Origin of the sequence: Xanthobacter autotrophicus, assembly GCF_029991245.1 — a bacterium.
GTDB lineage: Bacteria > Pseudomonadota > Alphaproteobacteria > Rhizobiales > Xanthobacteraceae > Xanthobacter > Xanthobacter autotrophicus_C.
Map to the genome: position 1 here is coordinate 1 of NZ_JAIVFO010000013.1, position 16,483 is coordinate 16,483.

Here is a 16,483-nt window from a genome sequence, read left to right on the forward strand (position 1 = left end):
GGTCAGGATCTCGAACACCCCCACCCGCCCGCGATAGCCCGCCCCGCCGCAGCGCTCGCAGCCCTTGGGCTCGTAGACGGTCTCCCCGGCCGCAAAGCCCAGCGCCGAGAAGCGCGGGTCATCGGCCACGTCCATCGCCGTGAGGGTGCGCGGGCGCTTGCAGCGGTCGCAGAGCTGGCGCACCAGCCGCTGGGCGATCACCGCCCGCAAGGTGGATTTCAGCAGGAAGCCCTCCACCCCCAGGTCCAGCAGGCGCGGCACCGAGGCCGCCGCCGTGTCGGTGTGGAGGGTGGTGAGCACCAGATGGCCGGTGAGCGCCGCATGAACCGCGATGTGCGCCGTCTCCGGATCGCGCACCTCGCCCACCATGATCACGTCCGGGTCGTGGCGCAGGAACGAGCGCAGGGCAGCGGCGAAGGTGAGGCCGATGGAGGGCTTCACCTGCGACTGGTAGACGCCCTTGATCTCGTATTCCACCGGGTCCTCGATGGTGAGGATCTTGCGCGTCGGCTCGTTCAGGATGGAGAGGATGGTGGCGAGCGTGGTGGTCTTGCCCGATCCCGTGGGGCCGGTGACCACCACCATGCCGTGGGGCAGCGCCAGCAGCCGCTTGAGGATTTCCGCATCGCCCGGCGACAGGCCGAGCTTGTCCATGTTCAACAGGCCCCGGTCGCGCGGCAAGAGGCGGATCACCGCCGCCTCGCCGTGCTGGGTGGGCATGAGTGCCACGCGCACGTCGATCTCCGAGCGCCCGAGCTTGAGGCGCGCCGCACCGTCCTGCGGCAGGCGGCGCTCGGCGATGTCGAGGCCGGCGAGGATCTTGATGCGCGAGATCACCGCCTGCGGCAGCACGTCGGCGGGCGCGGGCACCACCCGCAGCAGGCCGTCGATGCGCATGCGCACCTCGATGGTGCCCCGGAACGGGCCGATATGGATGTCGCTGGCGCGCAGCTCCATGGCCTTTTCCAGCAGGTCGTTGACCGCGCGCACCACCGGCGCGCCGCTGGCGAGATCGCGCAGGCTGTCGATATCGTCGTCGGCCCGCGCGCTGCCGGCCTCCGTGATCCCCGCCGCCGGCGCCTCATCCCCACCGAGCCGCTCGGTGAGCACGGTGGCGATGTCCTCGAAGGAGGCGACCACAAGCGCCACCTTTTCGCCCAAGGCGATCTCGGCGGCGCGGCGCACCGCTCCGTCGGTGGGATCGCCCACGGCGAGGCGGGCTGCGCCATCGGCGCCGCGATAGGGCAGCGCCGTCATCTCGCGCAGGAACCGCGGCGAGAAGTGCGACACCAGCGCAGATGCCGCCATCAACTCGGGCAGGCTTACCCGCGGCAGGTGATAGAAGGCGGCCACCGCATCGGCGAAATCGCCGGCCGCTAGCTCGGTGGATTCCCATAGCTTGCGCAGGGCCTTTGTGCCCTCCGACCCGGCCTGCGCGGGAGAGTGCGCGCTGGCGGGGGCCACCTCATCCAGACGCACCGGCACGGCGTCGCCCGGCCGCAGCAGCCCGCATCGCGCCAGATAGCCCATGAAATCGCCGACGAATTCGCCCGCGCCGTCGGCCGTCATCCCCGTCCCCGTCGCCCGAACGGCGCGCCGCCCCGTCTTGGCTCGCCCTGGCTCACCCGTCGCGCCTCACCTTGATTCATGCCGCCGGGCAGGGCTTGACCAAAGCCCGCGCGGGTGTCCCTCGGTGGACCCCGGTCGAACGCGGCGCAGCCCTGCCGCCCGATCGCGCTCTCGCCGGCGGGCGCATCATCGTGTCGCCCCATGAAGGTTTCGCGGCAACTTCGTGACAGTCCCGCAACAGTCCCGTCCCGCACCCCGTGCAAGGCCAGTCGTTCCGCAACTTCGGGTGCCCCTAATATTTCTGTCATACGGCATCGATACTAGGTGTCGTTCGTCCGGAGATCGGGGCCGTCCACCTCGAACGGCAGCTTGGTTCTATCGAGGCATCGGGTGGAAGTGCGGAAAGATCGGCCAAACCGGTTCGGCTCCCGACCGGGCACTCTGCTGTTGACGTGCGCGATCCTCATCGCCACGGCACTGGCCGCGTGCTCGCTGGTGCCCGACGACGTCAAGCCGCCGAGCGTGATGGACCAGGTCCGCGCCATCGACCTCCTGCCGCGCGAGACCAGGCCCGTCCCCGGCCCGCAGGATATTCCCGACGACCGCAAGGCCATCGAATATTTCGGCTCAAGCACCGCAGCGCCGGTCTCCGACCGCTCCGAGGTGGGGGTGGCCGGGCGGGGCGGCGTGAGCGGCGGCGCCGACGGCTATGACCTCAACTTCGACAACACCCCGGTCACCAGCGTCGCCAAGGTGGTGCTGGGCGACATCCTCGGCGTGGGCTACGTCATCGACCCGCGGGTGCAGGGCACGGTCACCCTCGCATCGGCCCGGCCGGTGCCGAAGACCGAGCTGCTCTACGTGCTCGAAACCGCGCTGAAGACCAACAACGTGGCCATGGTGCGCGAGGCCTCCGGCTATCGCCTCGTGCCCCTCACCGAGGCGGCGGGCGGCGGCAATGCCGACGTGGGCACCTCGCGGCCGGAGCCGGGCTACGGCCTCTCCGTGGTACCGCTGCGCTATGTCTCGGCCGAGGCGCTGATGCCGCTGCTCGACAGCTTCGCCACCAGGGCCGGCGCGGTGCGCGCCGATCCCGGCCGCAACCTGCTCATCATCCAGGGCACCGGGGCGGAGCGGCAATCGGCCATCAACACCGTGCTCTCGTTCGACGCCGACTGGATGCGCGGCCAGTCGGTGGGCATCTATCCGGTCCGCAACAGCGCGCCCGAGCCGCTGATCGCCGAGCTGGAAAGCGTGATGGACGCGGGCGACAGCGGGCTCAGCCACAAGATGGTGAAGTTCCAGGCCATCACCCGGCTCAACGCCATCATGGTGGTGGCGAAAAAGCCGGAGCTGCTGCAGACCGCCGCCACCTGGATCGGCCGCCTCGACCGCTCCGACACCACGGCGGGGGTGCGCGTCTATCGCCTGCGCTATGGCGATGCCAAGCAGATGGCGAAGGTGCTCAACGACCTGTTCTCGGGCGGATCGTCCAGCGGCCTCGATCAGGCCGCGAGCCAGATCGCGCCCGGCTCCGGCGCCTCGGTCTCGTCCGGCGGCGGGTCGGACGGCAATGGATCGGGGTCCGGATCGGGTCTCACGGTGCAGCAGCGGCTGGGCCAGTCCCCGCCCAAGCAGGACACCGGCGGGACGAGCGGCAAGGCCGCCGCCGTCGACAGCGAGGGCGCGCCGCTGGGCGGCTCCGGCGGGAGCGGCGGTGGAGGCGGCGCACTGCTGCCCGGCATCCGCATCACCGCGGACGCCGTCAACAACTCGCTGCTGATCTTCGCCAGCCAGGAGAATTACCGCATCATCGAGCGCACCCTGATGCAGCTCGACCAGCCGCAATTGCAGGTGGCCATCGAGGCCACCGTGGCCGAGGTGACGCTGAACGACACGCTGGCCTACGGCGTGCAATTCTATCTCACCAGCAAGGACCTCGGCCTCGGCCGCAACAACGGCTCGGTGCTGAACACCCTATCCGGCGAGATCACCGACCAGGCCATCAACCGCGTGCTGCCGGGCTTCAACCTCCTCATCGGCAAGGAAAACCAGCCCCGCGCCATCCTCGACGCCCTGCACACGGTCACCGACGTGAAGGTGCTCTCCAATCCCTCCGTGGTGGTGGTGGACAACCAGAAGGCGACGCTGCAGGTGGGTGACGAGGTGCCGGTCTCCACCGGCAGCGCCACCGTGCTGTCGTCGTCCAACACCGTGGTCAACACCATCGAGTACAAGAACACCGGCATCATCCTGCATGTGGTGCCGCGGGTGAACGTGAACGGGCAGGTGCGCCTGGAGATCGAGCAGGAGATCAGCAACGTCACCCAGTCGGAGACCACCTCCGGCGGGACCAGCAGCAACTCCACCGGCCTCACGCCCACCGTGTCCCAGCGCAAGGTGAAGAGCGTCATCGCGGTGACGAGCGGGCAGACGGTGCTGCTCGCCGGCCTCATCAGCGAGCGCCACAACGGCGTGCGCCAGGGCGTGCCCATCCTCGACCAGATCCCCGGCGTGGGCGACGCCTTCGCCCATACCACCGGCACGGTGAAGCGCACCGAGCTGATCATCTTCATCCGCCCCCAGATCATCCGCGACAATGTGGATGCCCACACGGTGGCGGAGGAGCTGCGCGCCAAGCTGCGCGGCACCGTCACCACCCTGCCCGGCGGCCCGCAGGCCCCGCTGGGCGCGCGGTGAGGCGGCCATGGTGATGTCCTCTCCAGCCGGTCAGCTTTCAGCCTCCGGCCCCGCCGGCAAGGCTGCCCTCGCGGCGGTGGTGGTGGCCGCCATGGCGGCAAGCCTTGCCGTCGAGCCGTCCATCGGCGGCCTGCTGGCGGCAGCGCTGGTGCCGGTCCTTGCCGCCATCGCCGTCATCGATGCACGGCACTTCATCATTCCCGATTCATTGAACGCGCTGGGAGCGCTGCTCGGCCTTGCGCATGCCGCTGCCACGGCACCGGAGCCGGCGGAGGGCCTCGTCGCGGCCATCCTCGGCGGGGCGGGGCTGGCCCTCGTCTTCCTGGCCATCCGCGTCGGCTATGGCGCGCTGCGCGGCCGCGACGGGCTGGGGCTGGGCGACGTGAAGCTCGCGGCCGTGGCGGGGGTCTGGCTCAGCGTCACCGCCATGCCGGTGGTGGTGGAGATCGCGGCGCTTGCGGGGCTCCTCGCCTATGGCATCACGCGGCTCGCCGGCCGCCGCGCCCCGCGCGTGCGGGACCGGCTGCCGTTCGGACTGTTCTTCGCGCCGGCCATCTGGATCGGCTGGCTCTTCGACCGCTGGGCGGTCGGGCTGACGTGAGGGAGGATCGGGAGGCGCCAATGAAGCTGACGGGTCCCTCTGCCCCGTGCCGGATGCTGGCCGCGCTCCTCGTCGCCGCCGTCCTCGGCCTGCCCGCGATGCCCGCCGGCGCGGGCGCGCCCTCCACCGGCCACGCCTTCGCGCTCTACGCCCGCGGCGACTACGAGGCCGCCGCCGCCGAGCTGACGCCGCTGGCGTGGGCCGGAGACTCCCGCGCCCAGGGCCTGCTCGGCTTCCTCTACGAATACGGCAAGGGCGTGCCGCAGAATTATGTGGCAGCGGCCAGCTGGTACGCTTGCGCGGCCGAGCAGGGCGAGGCCACGGCGCAATATCTGCTGGGCCTGCTCTACGACAAGGGCCACGGCGTGCCGCGCGATGTGGTGCTGTCGCAGAAGTGGCTCATCCTCGCCACCGCCCGGGCCTCCAAACGCGAGCGGGATGTCTACACCCGGCTGCGCAATGCGGTGGCCACCAAGATGAGTCCCGCCCAGCTCGCGGTGGCCCAGCGCCTCGCCATCGAATGGGCGCCGGCGCCGCGCCTGCCGGTGCCATAGGCTCAGCCCGCCAGCCCGCCGAACCACGCGCCGAAATAGCCGGCATAAAGCTCCGGCGCCTCCAGGTTCAGCGAATGGCCGATGCCGGGCACCGCGATGAGGCGGCAGTCGGGCATCACAGCCGCCATCTCCTTCAGGTCGCGCTCGGGGATCACGCCGTCATACAGGCCCCAGACCACCAGGTGGGGATGGGTGATGGCGCCCATGCGCGCCTTCAGCTCGCCGCTGTTGGCTTCCTTGGTCAGCGTGTCCGGCGTGCCGAACCAGATGCCGTCGGAGACCGCCATGGTCTGGTCCACGATGCGCTCGAACAGGCCGGCGCGTGGCCCCGCACCCGGCTTGAAGCGGGCCGGTCCCTGGGCAAGGCTTTCCGGCTCGAACAGGCTCATGGCGGTGGCCGCCAGGATCTGCCGCGTCAATTCCTTGCTCGCCTTCATCTGGCCGAAGAAGGCGGCCTGCTCGGGGCGGAAGGCAAGGCCCTGCGGCCCCACCGGGGAGAGCGAGAACACCCGGCCGAAGCGCTCCGGCTGCTTCAGGATCATCCGGGTGGAGATGATGCCGCCCGTGGAGTGGGTGGCCAGGTGGCAGAAGGAGACACCGAGCGCGTCCAACGCCGCCAGCATGTCGTCGGCATGCTGGGCGATGGAATAATTGGAGAAGTCGGCCAGCGGGGCCGGCTTGTCGCTGTCGCCGCAGCCGCGCCAGTCGATGGCGATGGTGCGTACCCCGCGCGGGAAGTGGGGCGCGGCCAGCTCGATCCACTCCTTGCTCGCGAGGTTGCCATGGATGAAGAGGACGACGGTGTCGCCCTCCCCCCATTCGCGCCAGGCGAGGTTTACCTCGCCCGCTTGAACCTTGCGGGTGACCTCGCCTGCTTTCAACATGGGCATGGCGGGTCCTATTTGTTGAGGCCGGTGGGCGCGGCGGCGGTGGCGGCCTGCGGCGCGGCATCCGCGGGCGCGCCGTGGACCAGCCGGTCGATGCTCGCCGGCGAGGCCGTGGGCACGCGGCCAGTCTCGATGAAGTCCACCACATCCTGCGCGAATGCCACCGGCTCGTCGGTGTGGATGAAGTGGGCGGTGCCCGGATAGACCTTCACCCGCACATCCCCGCCCGCCGCATCCATGCGCCGCACGAAGGGCAGGATGAGCTGGCGCGAAAGGTCGTTCAGCCCGTTGAAGGCATAGCCGGGGATGAACGGCTCCTTGTCGCCGAAGGCGAGGAAGATGGGGATCTTGATGTCCGTGAGCCTTTTGTAGAGGCTCGCCGGGTCCTTCTCCTGAAGTTCAGCCACCATGGCATAGATGTCGAAGATGAAGACATCCACCCATTGCTGCAATTCGCGCGGATCACCCTTGATCATGCCGATGCGCTGGGCGGTGTGCAGGCGGGCATATGCGCTGTCGCGCAGGAAATAGCCCGAGCGCTGCGGCTTCACCGCGCCGGTCACCGGATCGCGGCTGCGGAAGTGGAAGAAATCGTCGATCTGCTGGGCGGTGAGGTTCTTCTCCCGCTCGCGCAGGCCGGTCTTGTCCCAGGTGGCCTTCCACTTGTCGAAGTCGTGGGCATAGGCGGGATCGAACAGGTCCAGCTTCAGGCCCGGCGCCACCGTCACCTCGCGGGGATATTCCTCAAGCCCGGCGGGGGCTTCCAGGATCAGCTTGGTCACCGCGTCGGGCCAGGTGAGGGCATAGCCGAGCACGATCTGCCCGCCCATGGAATGGCCGAGATAGGCAGCCTTTGGCACCTTGAGCTGGTTCACCACCACCTCGTGCACCACCTCCCGCATCTCCTGCATGGTGCGGGCGGGGCTCTTGTCCAGGTTGCCGGGGCCGGACATGCCGTAGTGCGGCAGGTCCACGGCGATCACCCGCAGGCCGCGCTCCAGCGCGATGCGCATGATGTTGCCGTAGTGGCCGCTGAACGCGCCCTTGCCGTGGATGATCACCAGCACGTCCGGGTTGGGCGCGGTGCCGGCATATTCATCCATGTAGCCGACGTCCCACGCGATCCCGCGTGAGTCCTTGGCCGTGGTCTTCTTCACCGGGAAAGGATAGGTGACGAAAGTGTTCCAGAACGACTTGTCCGGCGTGATGTTCGCGGCCACCGAGGGGGTGCGGTAGGTCTTCGCCACCAGGTCGCGGTCGCGGGTGAGGCGCGAGACATCACTGAGGAAGCCGGCGACGGTGGGGTCGAATTCCCGGTTCTTCAGGATGGAGAACACGCCATAGTGCGCCACCGGGCTCTTCTCATGGACGAAGTCCGCCCCGGGCACGAGGTCCACCGTGCGCTTGGCCCGGTCGAAGGTGAGCCACTGGTCGTTGTCGATGTGCATCACCAGCGTGCGCGCGGTGATGCGCTTGAGCTGGTCATTGATATTGTATTGCTCGCCGGCGCGGTTGCGCCACAGCAGGTCCACCGCATCGAACAGCAGGGCGCGCTTGTTCACGCTGGCGCCGGCCTGGGGCGTGGGCGGGTTCCAGTAGAACACGTCCGGCTGCACCTTGGCCCAGTCCTGCTGGGAGCGGAACTGGAAGTCGAAGCCGGTGAGCAGCAGCACCGACCAGCCGAAGGCGACGCCCTGGTTGGGGTGCTTGTCCCTGGGCAGGTCATAGTAATTGCCGCCGGTGGCCCGCCATTGCGGATCGCTCTCGATGGCCGCCGACATGAGCTGGAAGGTCCAGTTGCCCACCGGGTCTGCGCCATCCGACTGGCTGGTGCCGCCGATGGGCATGAGGCCGTTCATGAAATCGGGATGCATGACGCCCCAGACATAGGTCTGCGTCGCCCCCATGGAGGCGCCGGTGACCAGTGCCGCGCGGGCGACCTTCAGGTGGTCGCGCAGCATGCGGTAATTGGCCTGCACCATGTCCTGGTAGCTGTATTGGGGAAACTTCTGCCCCAGCCCCTCCGACGGCTTGGAGGTGCCCCACAGGCCCAGCGCATCGAGGATGACCACATAATACTGGTTGGTGTCGATGGCCCGGCCCGGCCCGATCACCGATCCCCCCGACAGGGCGGTGCCCTCCACCCATTGGGCGTACATGTCGGTGGCGTCGCCCGAATAGAAGGAATTGATGACCACCGCATTGGTGATCTCCCCCGCCGCGTTGCGGATCGGGGTGCCCAGCGCGATGTAGGCGGTCTTCAGCGGACCGGCGCCCAGCGATTCGAGGGTGGTGCCGCCCTCCCCGCCATTGGCCCATTTTTCAGGGCTGGCGAGGTCGTAGGTGCCGCCGATCCTGAAGTTGCCGATGTCGTAGAAGGTCTTGAGATGGCAGAGCCGCTCCTGCGAGCAGGTGGGCGTGATCTTGCGCGGCTCCATCGCGGCCTGGGCCGAAGGGACCTGTGCCAGAGGGACCTGCGCCAGGAGCGCGAGGCCAAGGGCAAGGACGTATCTCATGGTGTCTCCCAGTGCCGGTCTTCGGTCGCCGGCTGGCGAGAGAACACCACGGCCGGGGGCACAAGGGAAGCGCCATCAACGCGAGGAAGCGTCGGCAGAGCATGGGGCCAGAGCTGCCGATCGCGGCTCATCTGCCGTCCTCCCGGCATCAACCACTGCGATCCACGAATACTTGGCCCACTTCAATCATTTCGGCCTGATCGAGTGGCGCTCGCACAACGCACCGGTGTTCAACGGCAACACCGCAGCATTCGCCACCGAAATCTTCGAGAACAGGGAGGTCTTCGAACCGCGCTCGGCCCACCGCGCCCCGCCCTGCTGCGCTCCTTCGACGCCGCCCGGCGCCGATGCCGAGGCGAAGGACGCCCAATGCTCCGGCCAGACGGCCCTCAGCCGCGGCCGGCCCGCAGCAGCGCGAGCAGGCCGGTCAGCAGCGCCACCGGCGTCGGCGGGCAGCCGGGAATGCGAAGGTCCACCGGAACGATGGCCTCCACGCCCCCGGCGCAGGCATAGCCGCCGGCGAAGACGCCGCCGTTGATGGCGCAGTCTCCCGCCGCCACCACCCATTTGGGCGCGGGCGTGGCGTCATAGGTGCGTTTCAGCGCCTCGGCCATGGTCTTGGCCACCGGCCCGGTCACCAGCAGCACGTCCGCATGGCGCGGCGAGGCGACCACATGCAGGCCGAAGCGCTCCAGATCATAGAAGGCGTTGCCCAGCGCATGGATTTCCAGCTCGCAGCCATTGCACGAGCCGGCATCCACCTCGCGGATGGAGAGGCTGCGCCCCAGCCGCGCGCGCGCCGCCGCATTCAGCTCGGCGGCGAGCTTGTCCACCGCCACATCTTCCGGGGCCGGCTCCGTGAGGGGGGCTTTCAACAGCCCTTGGAGGAGAAGCTTGCGCATGGCGGCTCCTAGAGATCCACGCCCGAATAGGAGCAGTTGAAGGATTTGTTGCAGAGGGGGAAGTCGGCGACGATGTTGCCCTCGATGGCGGTTTCCAGAAGCGGCCACTGGAACCAGGACGGGTCGCGCAGGTGCGCCCGCCGCACACGCCCGTCCGCCTCCAGCGCCACGAAGGCGAGCACGTCGCCGCGGAAGCCCTCCACCACCGCGAGGCCCTCCCCGGGACCCGGCGGGACTTCGGTCGCGACCGGCCCGGCCGGCAGGGTGTCGAGCAGCCGCACAATGAGGCCCAGGCTCTCCTCCACCTCGCGGATGCGCACCCACACCCGCGCATTCACGTCGCCCTCGGTCCGCACCACCACCTCGAACGGCAGGCGGTCATAGGGCGGATAGGCAAGGACCCGCCGCGCGTCGAAAGGACGGCCGGAGGCGCGGCCCACGAAGCCGCCGGCACCGAACTGGCGGACATAATCCGGCCGGGTGAAGCCGGTGCCCACGGTGCGGTCCTGCAACGAGGCGGTGTTGTCGTAAAGCTCCACCAGCGCCGGGAAGGCCGCGCGCACCTCGGACACCAGCACGCGGATAGACGAGACGCCCTCCCGCGCCAGATCCCCCGCCACCCCGCCGGGGATGACGCCATCCATCATCAGGCGATGGCCGAAGGCGCGGGCACAGACCCGCAGCACCTTCTCGCGCAGCACGCCGCAATGGGCCAGCATCAGCGCGAAGGCGGCGTCGTTGCAGATGGCGCCGATGTCGCCGAGATGGTTGGCGAGGCGCTCCAGCTCCGCCATCACCCCGCGCAGGGCATGGGCCCGCGCCGGCACGCTCACCCCCCGCGCCGCCTCCACCGCGCGGCAGAAGGCCAGCGCATAGGCCACCGTGCTGTCGCCGGACTGGCGCCCGGCAAGCCGCGCCGCCTGCGCCACGTCGGCGCCGGCCATGAGGCCCTCGATGCCCTTGTGGACGTAGCCGAGCCGCGCCTCCAGCCGCACCACTGTCTCGCCGTAGCAGGAGAAGCGGAAATGGCCGGGCTCGATGATGCCGGCATGGACCGGACCCACCGGGATCTGGTGCAGCCCCTCCCCTTCCGCCGCGAGGAAGGGATAAGCGTCGCCCTCAGGTTCCGCCGGCAGGTTCGCCCCCAGCGGATGGCGCACGCCCCAGCGGCCGTGATCGAGCCAGGGGCGATCGTCGGGCGCGCCCTCGGGCACGAGGCCGTAGAGGTCGCGCACCGTGCGCTCCAGCCGCGCCGCCGGCGGGTGATGGCGCGCCACCGAGGGGAAGGCACCGCCGACGCTGGCACAGGTGGCCACGGCCAGCCGGCCGGACGCCTCGTCCAGCAGCGCCATGTGCACCGCGCCCGCATCGCCCCACAGGCCCATGAGCACCAGGTCGCCCGCCGCCAGATGTTCGGCGAGGGTGGTCCACTGTTCCGCGCTCACCTGCGCGCGCGGAAAGGGCCGGCAGGGGCCGGCGCGGCCACTTTCCAGAAGCTGTGCGAAGGCTTGCATGGTGCGCCCCTAGAGCAATTTCAGCAAAAGCGGGAAACGGCTTTGCGTCCAAAATTGCGTTAAAACAACAAGCTAGAGCATATTTCGCAAACTTCAGTTCGCGAAATATGCTCTAGCCCAGAAGCCCGGCCACGTGCCGGAACCACGCCACCAGAGGCGGCGGCAGATAGAGCCCGGCCACCAGCACCAGGGCGAGATGCACTGTCATGGGCAGATGGCTCGCCTTCACCTTGTCGGTGCCGGGGCTGGGCGCGCCGAAGGCGATGCCGGAAAGCTTCACCATCAACGCGCCGAAGGCGAGGAGCAGTCCGGCCACCAGCGGCAGCGCGAGCCACGGCCGGTGCGCGAAGGCGGAGGTCACCAGCAGGAACTCGCTCATGAACACGCCGGCCGGCGGCAGGCCGGCGATGGCCGCCACCGCCACCACGAGGCCCCAGCCCAGCGCCGGATGGGAGGTGGTGAGCCCACGGATGTCGGCGAGCTTCTGCGTGCCCTTCACCTGGCACACATGGCCCACCGCGAAGAAGATGGCCGATTTGGTGAGGCTGTGCATGGTCATGTGCAGCAGCCCGGCGAAATTGGCCACAGGCCCGCCGAGCCCGAAGGCGAAGGCGATGAGGCCCATGTGCTCGATGGAGGAATAGGCGAACAGCCGCTTGATGTCCCGCCGCCGGTACAGCATGAAGCCGGCGAGCAGCAGCGAGGCGAGGCCCATGGCCATCATCAGCGGCCCCGGCGCCAGCGTGCCGGGATGGGCCGCCATCAAGAGCTTGAAGCGCAGCACCGCATAGAGCGCCACGTTGAGCAGCAGCCCCGAGAGAACCGCCGAGATGGGGGTGGGGCCTTCCGAATGGGCGTCGGGCAGCCAGGCATGGAGCGGGGCAAGGCCCACCTTGGTGCCGTAGCCCAGCAGCAGGAACACGAAGGCGACATTGAGCAGCGCCGGGTCGAAATTGCGCGCGTGCTGCATCAGCACGCTCCAGACCATGGCGTCCGGCCCCTCGCCCACCACCGGCTGGGCCACCATGTAGACCAGGATGGTGCCGAACAAGGCGAGCGCGATGCCCACCGAGCCCAGCATGAAATATTTCCACGCCGCCTCGATGGCCGCCTCGGTTCGATAAAGCCCCACCATCAGCACCGTGGTCAGTGTCGCCACCTCGATGGCCACCCACATGACGCCGAGATTGTTGGAGACGAGCGCCAGGGTCATGGCCGCCAGCAGTACCTGGTACATGGCGTGGTAGAAGCGCAAATGCAGCGGCGTGAGGCGCCCGGTCTCCAGTTCGTGGGCGATGTAGCTTGCCGAGAAGACGCTGGTGGTGAAGGCCACGAAGGTGTTCAGCACCACGAACACGATATTGAGGTCGTCCACGATGAGGAACGGCCCGGCGACGCGCGGCGCCACCAGCAGGGACAGGGCCGTGAGGAACGTGAGGGCGCAGGCGCCCACATTGAGCGCGGCCGAGACGCGATAGGACGGGATCAGCGCCAGCAGCACCGCCGCGACCGCCGGAATGGCGAGGATGACCGGCGCGGGATTGAACGGCAGCGTCGCGAGGACGGTCATGCGCGCCCTCCCCGGAAGCGGTCGAGGGCGTCCACGTCCACGGTGTCGAACCGCTCGCGGATGCGGAACAGGAAGATGCCGATGACGATGAAGGCGATGAGCACCGAGAAGGCCACCGAGATTTCCACCACCAGCGGCATGCCCTTGGCCCCCGTGGCGGCGAGGATCAGGCCGTTCTCCAGCGACATGAAGCCCACCACCTGGCTCACCGCGTTGCGGCGCGTGACCATCATCAGGAGGCCCAGCAGCACCACCGAGAGGGCGAAGGCGAGGTCCTCCCGCGCCAGCGCGTCGGCGGCGGGGGTGGCCTTGAGCATCACCACCATGGAGAGGGCGACGAGGGCGATGCCGGCCAGCATGGTGGGGCCGATGGACACCGCCGTCTCCACCTGCCGGTGGATGCCGAGCCGCGCCACCATGCGATGCAGCGCCACCGGGATCACCAGCGCCTTGAATACGAGGGCGATGCCCGCCGTCACGTACAGGTGCGGCGCATCCTGGGCATAGGCCTGCCACGCCACCGCGAGCGCCAGCGCCACCGCCTGCAGGGCGAAGACGTTCAGCAGCGCATAGAGCCGGTCCTGGTAGAGCATCAGGAAGGAGATGAGCACCAGCGCGCCCGCGAACATGTGGGCCACGTCGAAGACGAGGTTGGGGGTGATGGCGTGCTCGATCATCACAGGATCCCCGACACGAAGAGCAGCAGCGTGCCCAGCAGCCCGAGCATGAGCGCCGCGCCGAGGAAGTCCGGCACGCGGAACACCCGCATCTTGGCGATGGAGGTCTCGAACACGGCGACGAGCAGCGCGCCCACGGCGAGCTTGCCCCCATAGCTCACGAGGCCCAGCGCCATCCCGGGGACACCCGCCCCCACCGGGGCGAGGCCCCACGGCACGAACACGCAAGCGACCAGGGAGAGGAACAGCAGCAGCTTCAGCTGCGCCGCCAATTCGATCAACGCCAGATGGCGGCCGGAATATTCCAGCACCATGGCCTCGTGCACCATGGTCAGCTCCAGGTGGGTGGAGGGATTGTCCACCGGGATGCGGCCGTTTTCCGCCACCGCCACCATCAGCAGCGCCACCAGAGCCAGCGCCAGCGAGACCCGCAGGCCCACCCCCGCCAGCATCACCGAGGCGATGGTGGAGAGCTGGGTGGAATGGGCGACCAGGGCGAGGGCGAACACGATCATGATCATGGCCGGCTCGGCCAGCGAGGAGATCATCACCTCCCGGCTCGATCCGAGGCCGCCGAAGCTGGTGCCCACATCCATGCCGGCCAGCGCCAGGAAGAAGCGGGCCGAGCCGATCAGGGCGGTGATGGCGATGAGGTCCGCCGTCCAGGAGAAGATCAGCCCGGTGGCAAAGGTGGGCACCAGCGCCGCCGCCACCCAGGTGGCCGCGAACACCAGATAGGGCACCACCCGGAACAGCCAGGAGGCGTTCTGCGCCAGCACCACCTCCTTGCGCAGCAGCCGGACGAGGTCGCGATAGGGCTGGAGCACGCTGGCGCCCCGCCGGCGCTGGAGGCGCGCCTTGGCCTTGCGCACCAGCCCGGTGAGCAGCGGGGCGAGGGCGAGCACAAGCAGCATCTGCGTGCCCTGCACCAGGATGTGCGCCATCAGGTCCATAGGGCGAGCACCAGAAGCAGCAGCACCAGGGCCGAGAAGACGAGGCCCAGATACTGGCGGATGGTGAGGTATTGCAGCGTGTTCGCCCGCTCGGCCACATATCCCACCGCCGCCGTCAGCGGCAGGAACAGGAAGGCCCAGGCCGGGTCGCGCGCGCTGGAGGAGAAGCGGGCCGGGGTGAGCGCGCCGGGGGGCGGCATCTCCACCTTCTCGCGCGCCGCGAACAGGCCGCGGGCGAACACCCGGCGGATGGGCTGGGCGAACGAGGCGGCGGAATATTGCGCCAGCGGGCTGGCATTGGGGAAGCCGCAATCCCACGGCGGCGCCCGCCGCACCGCCCGCGAGGCGAAGCGGTGGATGGCGACCGCGGCCAGCAGCGCCGACAGCGCCGTGAAGGCAAACACCAGCAGCCCGTTATAGGAGCTGCGGCTCTCCGCCACCGGGATGATGGAGAGCCACGCCACGGAGCCCTGCGCCGGCATGGTCTCGCCCACGAGACCCCCCACCGCCGGCTGCAGCGCATCGATGACGAAGCCGGGCAGCAGGCCGGCGAGCACGCACGTTGCCGCAAGCGCGATCATGGCGGCGCGGGAGAAGGCGTCCACCTCTTGGGCCCCGGCGGCCATGGGGCTGCGCGGCCGGCCGAGGAAGGCGACGCCGTAGAGCCGCACGAAGCAGGCGGCGGCGAGCGCTGCGGCCAGCGCCATCAGCGCGCCCACGGCCGGCACCATCAGCTTCAGACCCCAGGCCGGCAGGTCCGGGCTCAGCAGCACCGCCTGGAACACCAGCCATTCGGAGGCGAAGCCGTTGAGCGGCGGCAGGGCCGAGATGGCGGCGCAGCCGATCAGCATCACCACGGCGGTAGCAGGCATGCGGTGGATGAGGCCGCCCAGTTCGTCCATCTGCCGGGTTCCGGTGGCGGTGAGCACCGCGCCTGCGCCGAAGAACAAGAGGCTCTTCATGGCCGCATGGTTGAGCACATGGAACAGGGCGGCGGTGAGCGCCAGCGCGGCGGCGGCGGGAAAGCCGTTGGCCGAGAAGGCGAGCGCCAGCCCGAGGCCAATGAAGATGAGGCCGATATTCTCGATAGTCGAGTAGGCCAGCACCCGCTTGGTATCTCCCTGCAACAGCGCCTGCAGCACGCCGATGACAGCCGCAATGCCTCCCGCCGCCAGCACCGGAATACCCCACCACCAGTCCGGCGGGCCGGACAGATCGAACACGATGCGGATGAAGCCGTAGACCGCCACCTTGGTCATCACCCCGCTCATGAGGGCGGAGACGTGGCTGGGCGCGGCGGGATGGGCCAAAGGCAGCCAGACATGCAGCGGCACGAGGCCCGCCTTGGAGCCGGCGCCCAGCATGGCAAGGGTCAGAACCAGCGCGGCGAAGGCCCCCACGGGGGGCGCCTCGCGCATGGCATCGAAGGCATAGCCGCCCCCGGAGCCGGCGGCGAGCAGGCCGAAGGCCAGCATCAGCGCCAGCGTGCCGAAGGACGCCATGAGGATATAGACGAGGCCGGCGCGCACATTGCCCGCCTCCTTGTCGTGGGCCACCACCAGCGCCCAGGACGCCAGCGACATGAATTCCCACGACAGGAGGAAGCTGTAGGCGTCGTCCGCCAGCAGCACCATGTTCATGCCGGCGAGGAAGGCCGGGAAGAACGGCAGCACCCGTTCCGGCGCATGATCGTGCCGGCCGTAGCCGAGGCCATAGAGGCTGGCCGCCGCGCCGCCGAGATTGATGACGGCGAGGAAGACCGCCGACAGCGCATCGAGCCGCAGGTGCGTGCCGATCCAGGGAATGCCCAAGGGCAGCACCATACCGGCAGCCGGCGCCGCAATGGCGGTGAGGGCCGAGAGGCCGGCCACCAGCGTCACCGCCAGCGCGCCGCCATAGATCAGGGGCCGGCCCGCAGGGCGGTGAGCGCTCGCCACACCGAGCGCGGCGAGGGCCAGCAGCGCCGCCACCGCGCCGAGGGCAACGAGGAGGTGTCCGCTCGGGGGAAGCTGCGCGGCGAAGGCGGCCTCGGGCATGGCC

Annotated in this window: 12 protein-coding genes; 3 read left to right on the plus strand and 9 right to left on the minus strand. The window is 69.3% G+C overall.

Features of this window, described 5'->3' with window-relative positions:
- Positions 1 to 1,569, minus strand: a 1,569-nt coding sequence (locus K9U41_RS04250; RefSeq protein WP_282639614.1) for a GspE/PulE family protein, incomplete at its 3' end; no start/stop codon positions are given.
- A gap of 447 nt (positions 1,570 to 2,016) precedes the next feature.
- Between K9U41_RS04250 and gspD the strand changes: the two genes are divergently transcribed.
- The 3 genes from gspD to K9U41_RS04265 are packed head-to-tail and all read left to right on the plus strand — an operon-like array spanning position 2,017 to position 5,424.
- On the plus strand, positions 2,017 to 4,269 hold the full coding sequence (gspD, locus tag K9U41_RS04255) for a type II secretion system secretin GspD (RefSeq protein WP_282639615.1): 2,253 nt from the start codon (positions 2,017 to 2,019) through the stop codon (positions 4,267 to 4,269).
- Between the two features lie 13 nt (positions 4,270 to 4,282).
- Positions 4,283 to 4,870 carry an A24 family peptidase gene (locus tag K9U41_RS04260; RefSeq protein ID WP_282639616.1) on the plus strand — a complete coding sequence of 196 codons (588 nt, stop codon included), beginning with the start codon at positions 4,283 to 4,285 and terminating at the stop codon, positions 4,868 to 4,870.
- A gap of 20 nt (positions 4,871 to 4,890) precedes the next feature.
- A complete protein-coding gene (locus K9U41_RS04265) occupies positions 4,891 to 5,424 on the plus strand; it encodes a tetratricopeptide repeat protein (RefSeq protein WP_282639617.1) in 534 nt (177 codons plus the stop codon).
- A gap of 2 nt (positions 5,425 to 5,426) precedes the next feature.
- Here the strand turns inward: K9U41_RS04265 and K9U41_RS04270 are convergent, their stop codons facing one another.
- The 8 genes from K9U41_RS04270 to hyfB all read right to left on the minus strand — a co-directional run bounded on the left by K9U41_RS04270 (position 5,427) and on the right by hyfB (position 16,479).
- Complete coding sequence (locus K9U41_RS04270) at positions 5,427 to 6,314, minus strand: alpha/beta fold hydrolase (RefSeq protein WP_282639618.1); 888 nt, start codon at positions 6,312 to 6,314, stop codon at positions 5,427 to 5,429.
- A gap of 8 nt (positions 6,315 to 6,322) precedes the next feature.
- Positions 6,323 to 8,827: an alpha/beta hydrolase gene (locus K9U41_RS04275; protein WP_282639619.1), complete on the minus strand. Its 2,505-nt coding sequence runs from the start codon at positions 8,825 to 8,827 to the stop codon at positions 6,323 to 6,325.
- Positions 8,828 to 9,216: 389 nt separating this feature from the next.
- Entirely contained in the window at positions 9,217 to 9,729 is a 513-nt protein-coding gene (locus tag K9U41_RS04280; protein ID WP_282639620.1) for an NADH-quinone oxidoreductase subunit B family protein, read from the minus strand.
- A gap of 8 nt (positions 9,730 to 9,737) precedes the next feature.
- On the minus strand, positions 9,738 to 11,243 hold the full coding sequence (locus K9U41_RS04285) for an NADH-quinone oxidoreductase subunit C (RefSeq protein WP_282639621.1): 1,506 nt from the start codon (positions 11,241 to 11,243) through the stop codon (positions 9,738 to 9,740).
- Positions 11,244 to 11,355: 112 nt separating this feature from the next.
- Complete coding sequence (locus K9U41_RS04290; RefSeq protein ID WP_282639622.1) at positions 11,356 to 12,813, minus strand: hydrogenase 4 subunit F; 1,458 nt, start codon at positions 12,811 to 12,813, stop codon at positions 11,356 to 11,358.
- Positions 12,810 to 13,490 carry a hydrogenase-4 component E gene (locus K9U41_RS04295; protein ID WP_282639623.1) on the minus strand — a complete coding sequence of 227 codons (681 nt, stop codon included), beginning with the start codon at positions 13,488 to 13,490 and terminating at the stop codon, positions 12,810 to 12,812. The genes K9U41_RS04290 and K9U41_RS04295 overlap by 4 nt, the downstream gene beginning before the upstream one ends.
- Complete coding sequence (locus tag K9U41_RS04300; protein WP_282639624.1) at positions 13,490 to 14,443, minus strand: respiratory chain complex I subunit 1 family protein; 954 nt, start codon at positions 14,441 to 14,443, stop codon at positions 13,490 to 13,492. Before K9U41_RS04300 ends, K9U41_RS04295 begins: the two co-directional genes overlap by 1 nt.
- Positions 14,434 to 16,479 carry a hydrogenase 4 subunit B gene (gene hyfB, locus K9U41_RS04305; protein ID WP_282639625.1) on the minus strand — a complete coding sequence of 682 codons (2,046 nt, stop codon included), beginning with the start codon at positions 16,477 to 16,479 and terminating at the stop codon, positions 14,434 to 14,436. Before hyfB ends, K9U41_RS04300 begins: the two co-directional genes overlap by 10 nt.
- Positions 16,480 to 16,483: the final 4 nt, after the last annotated feature.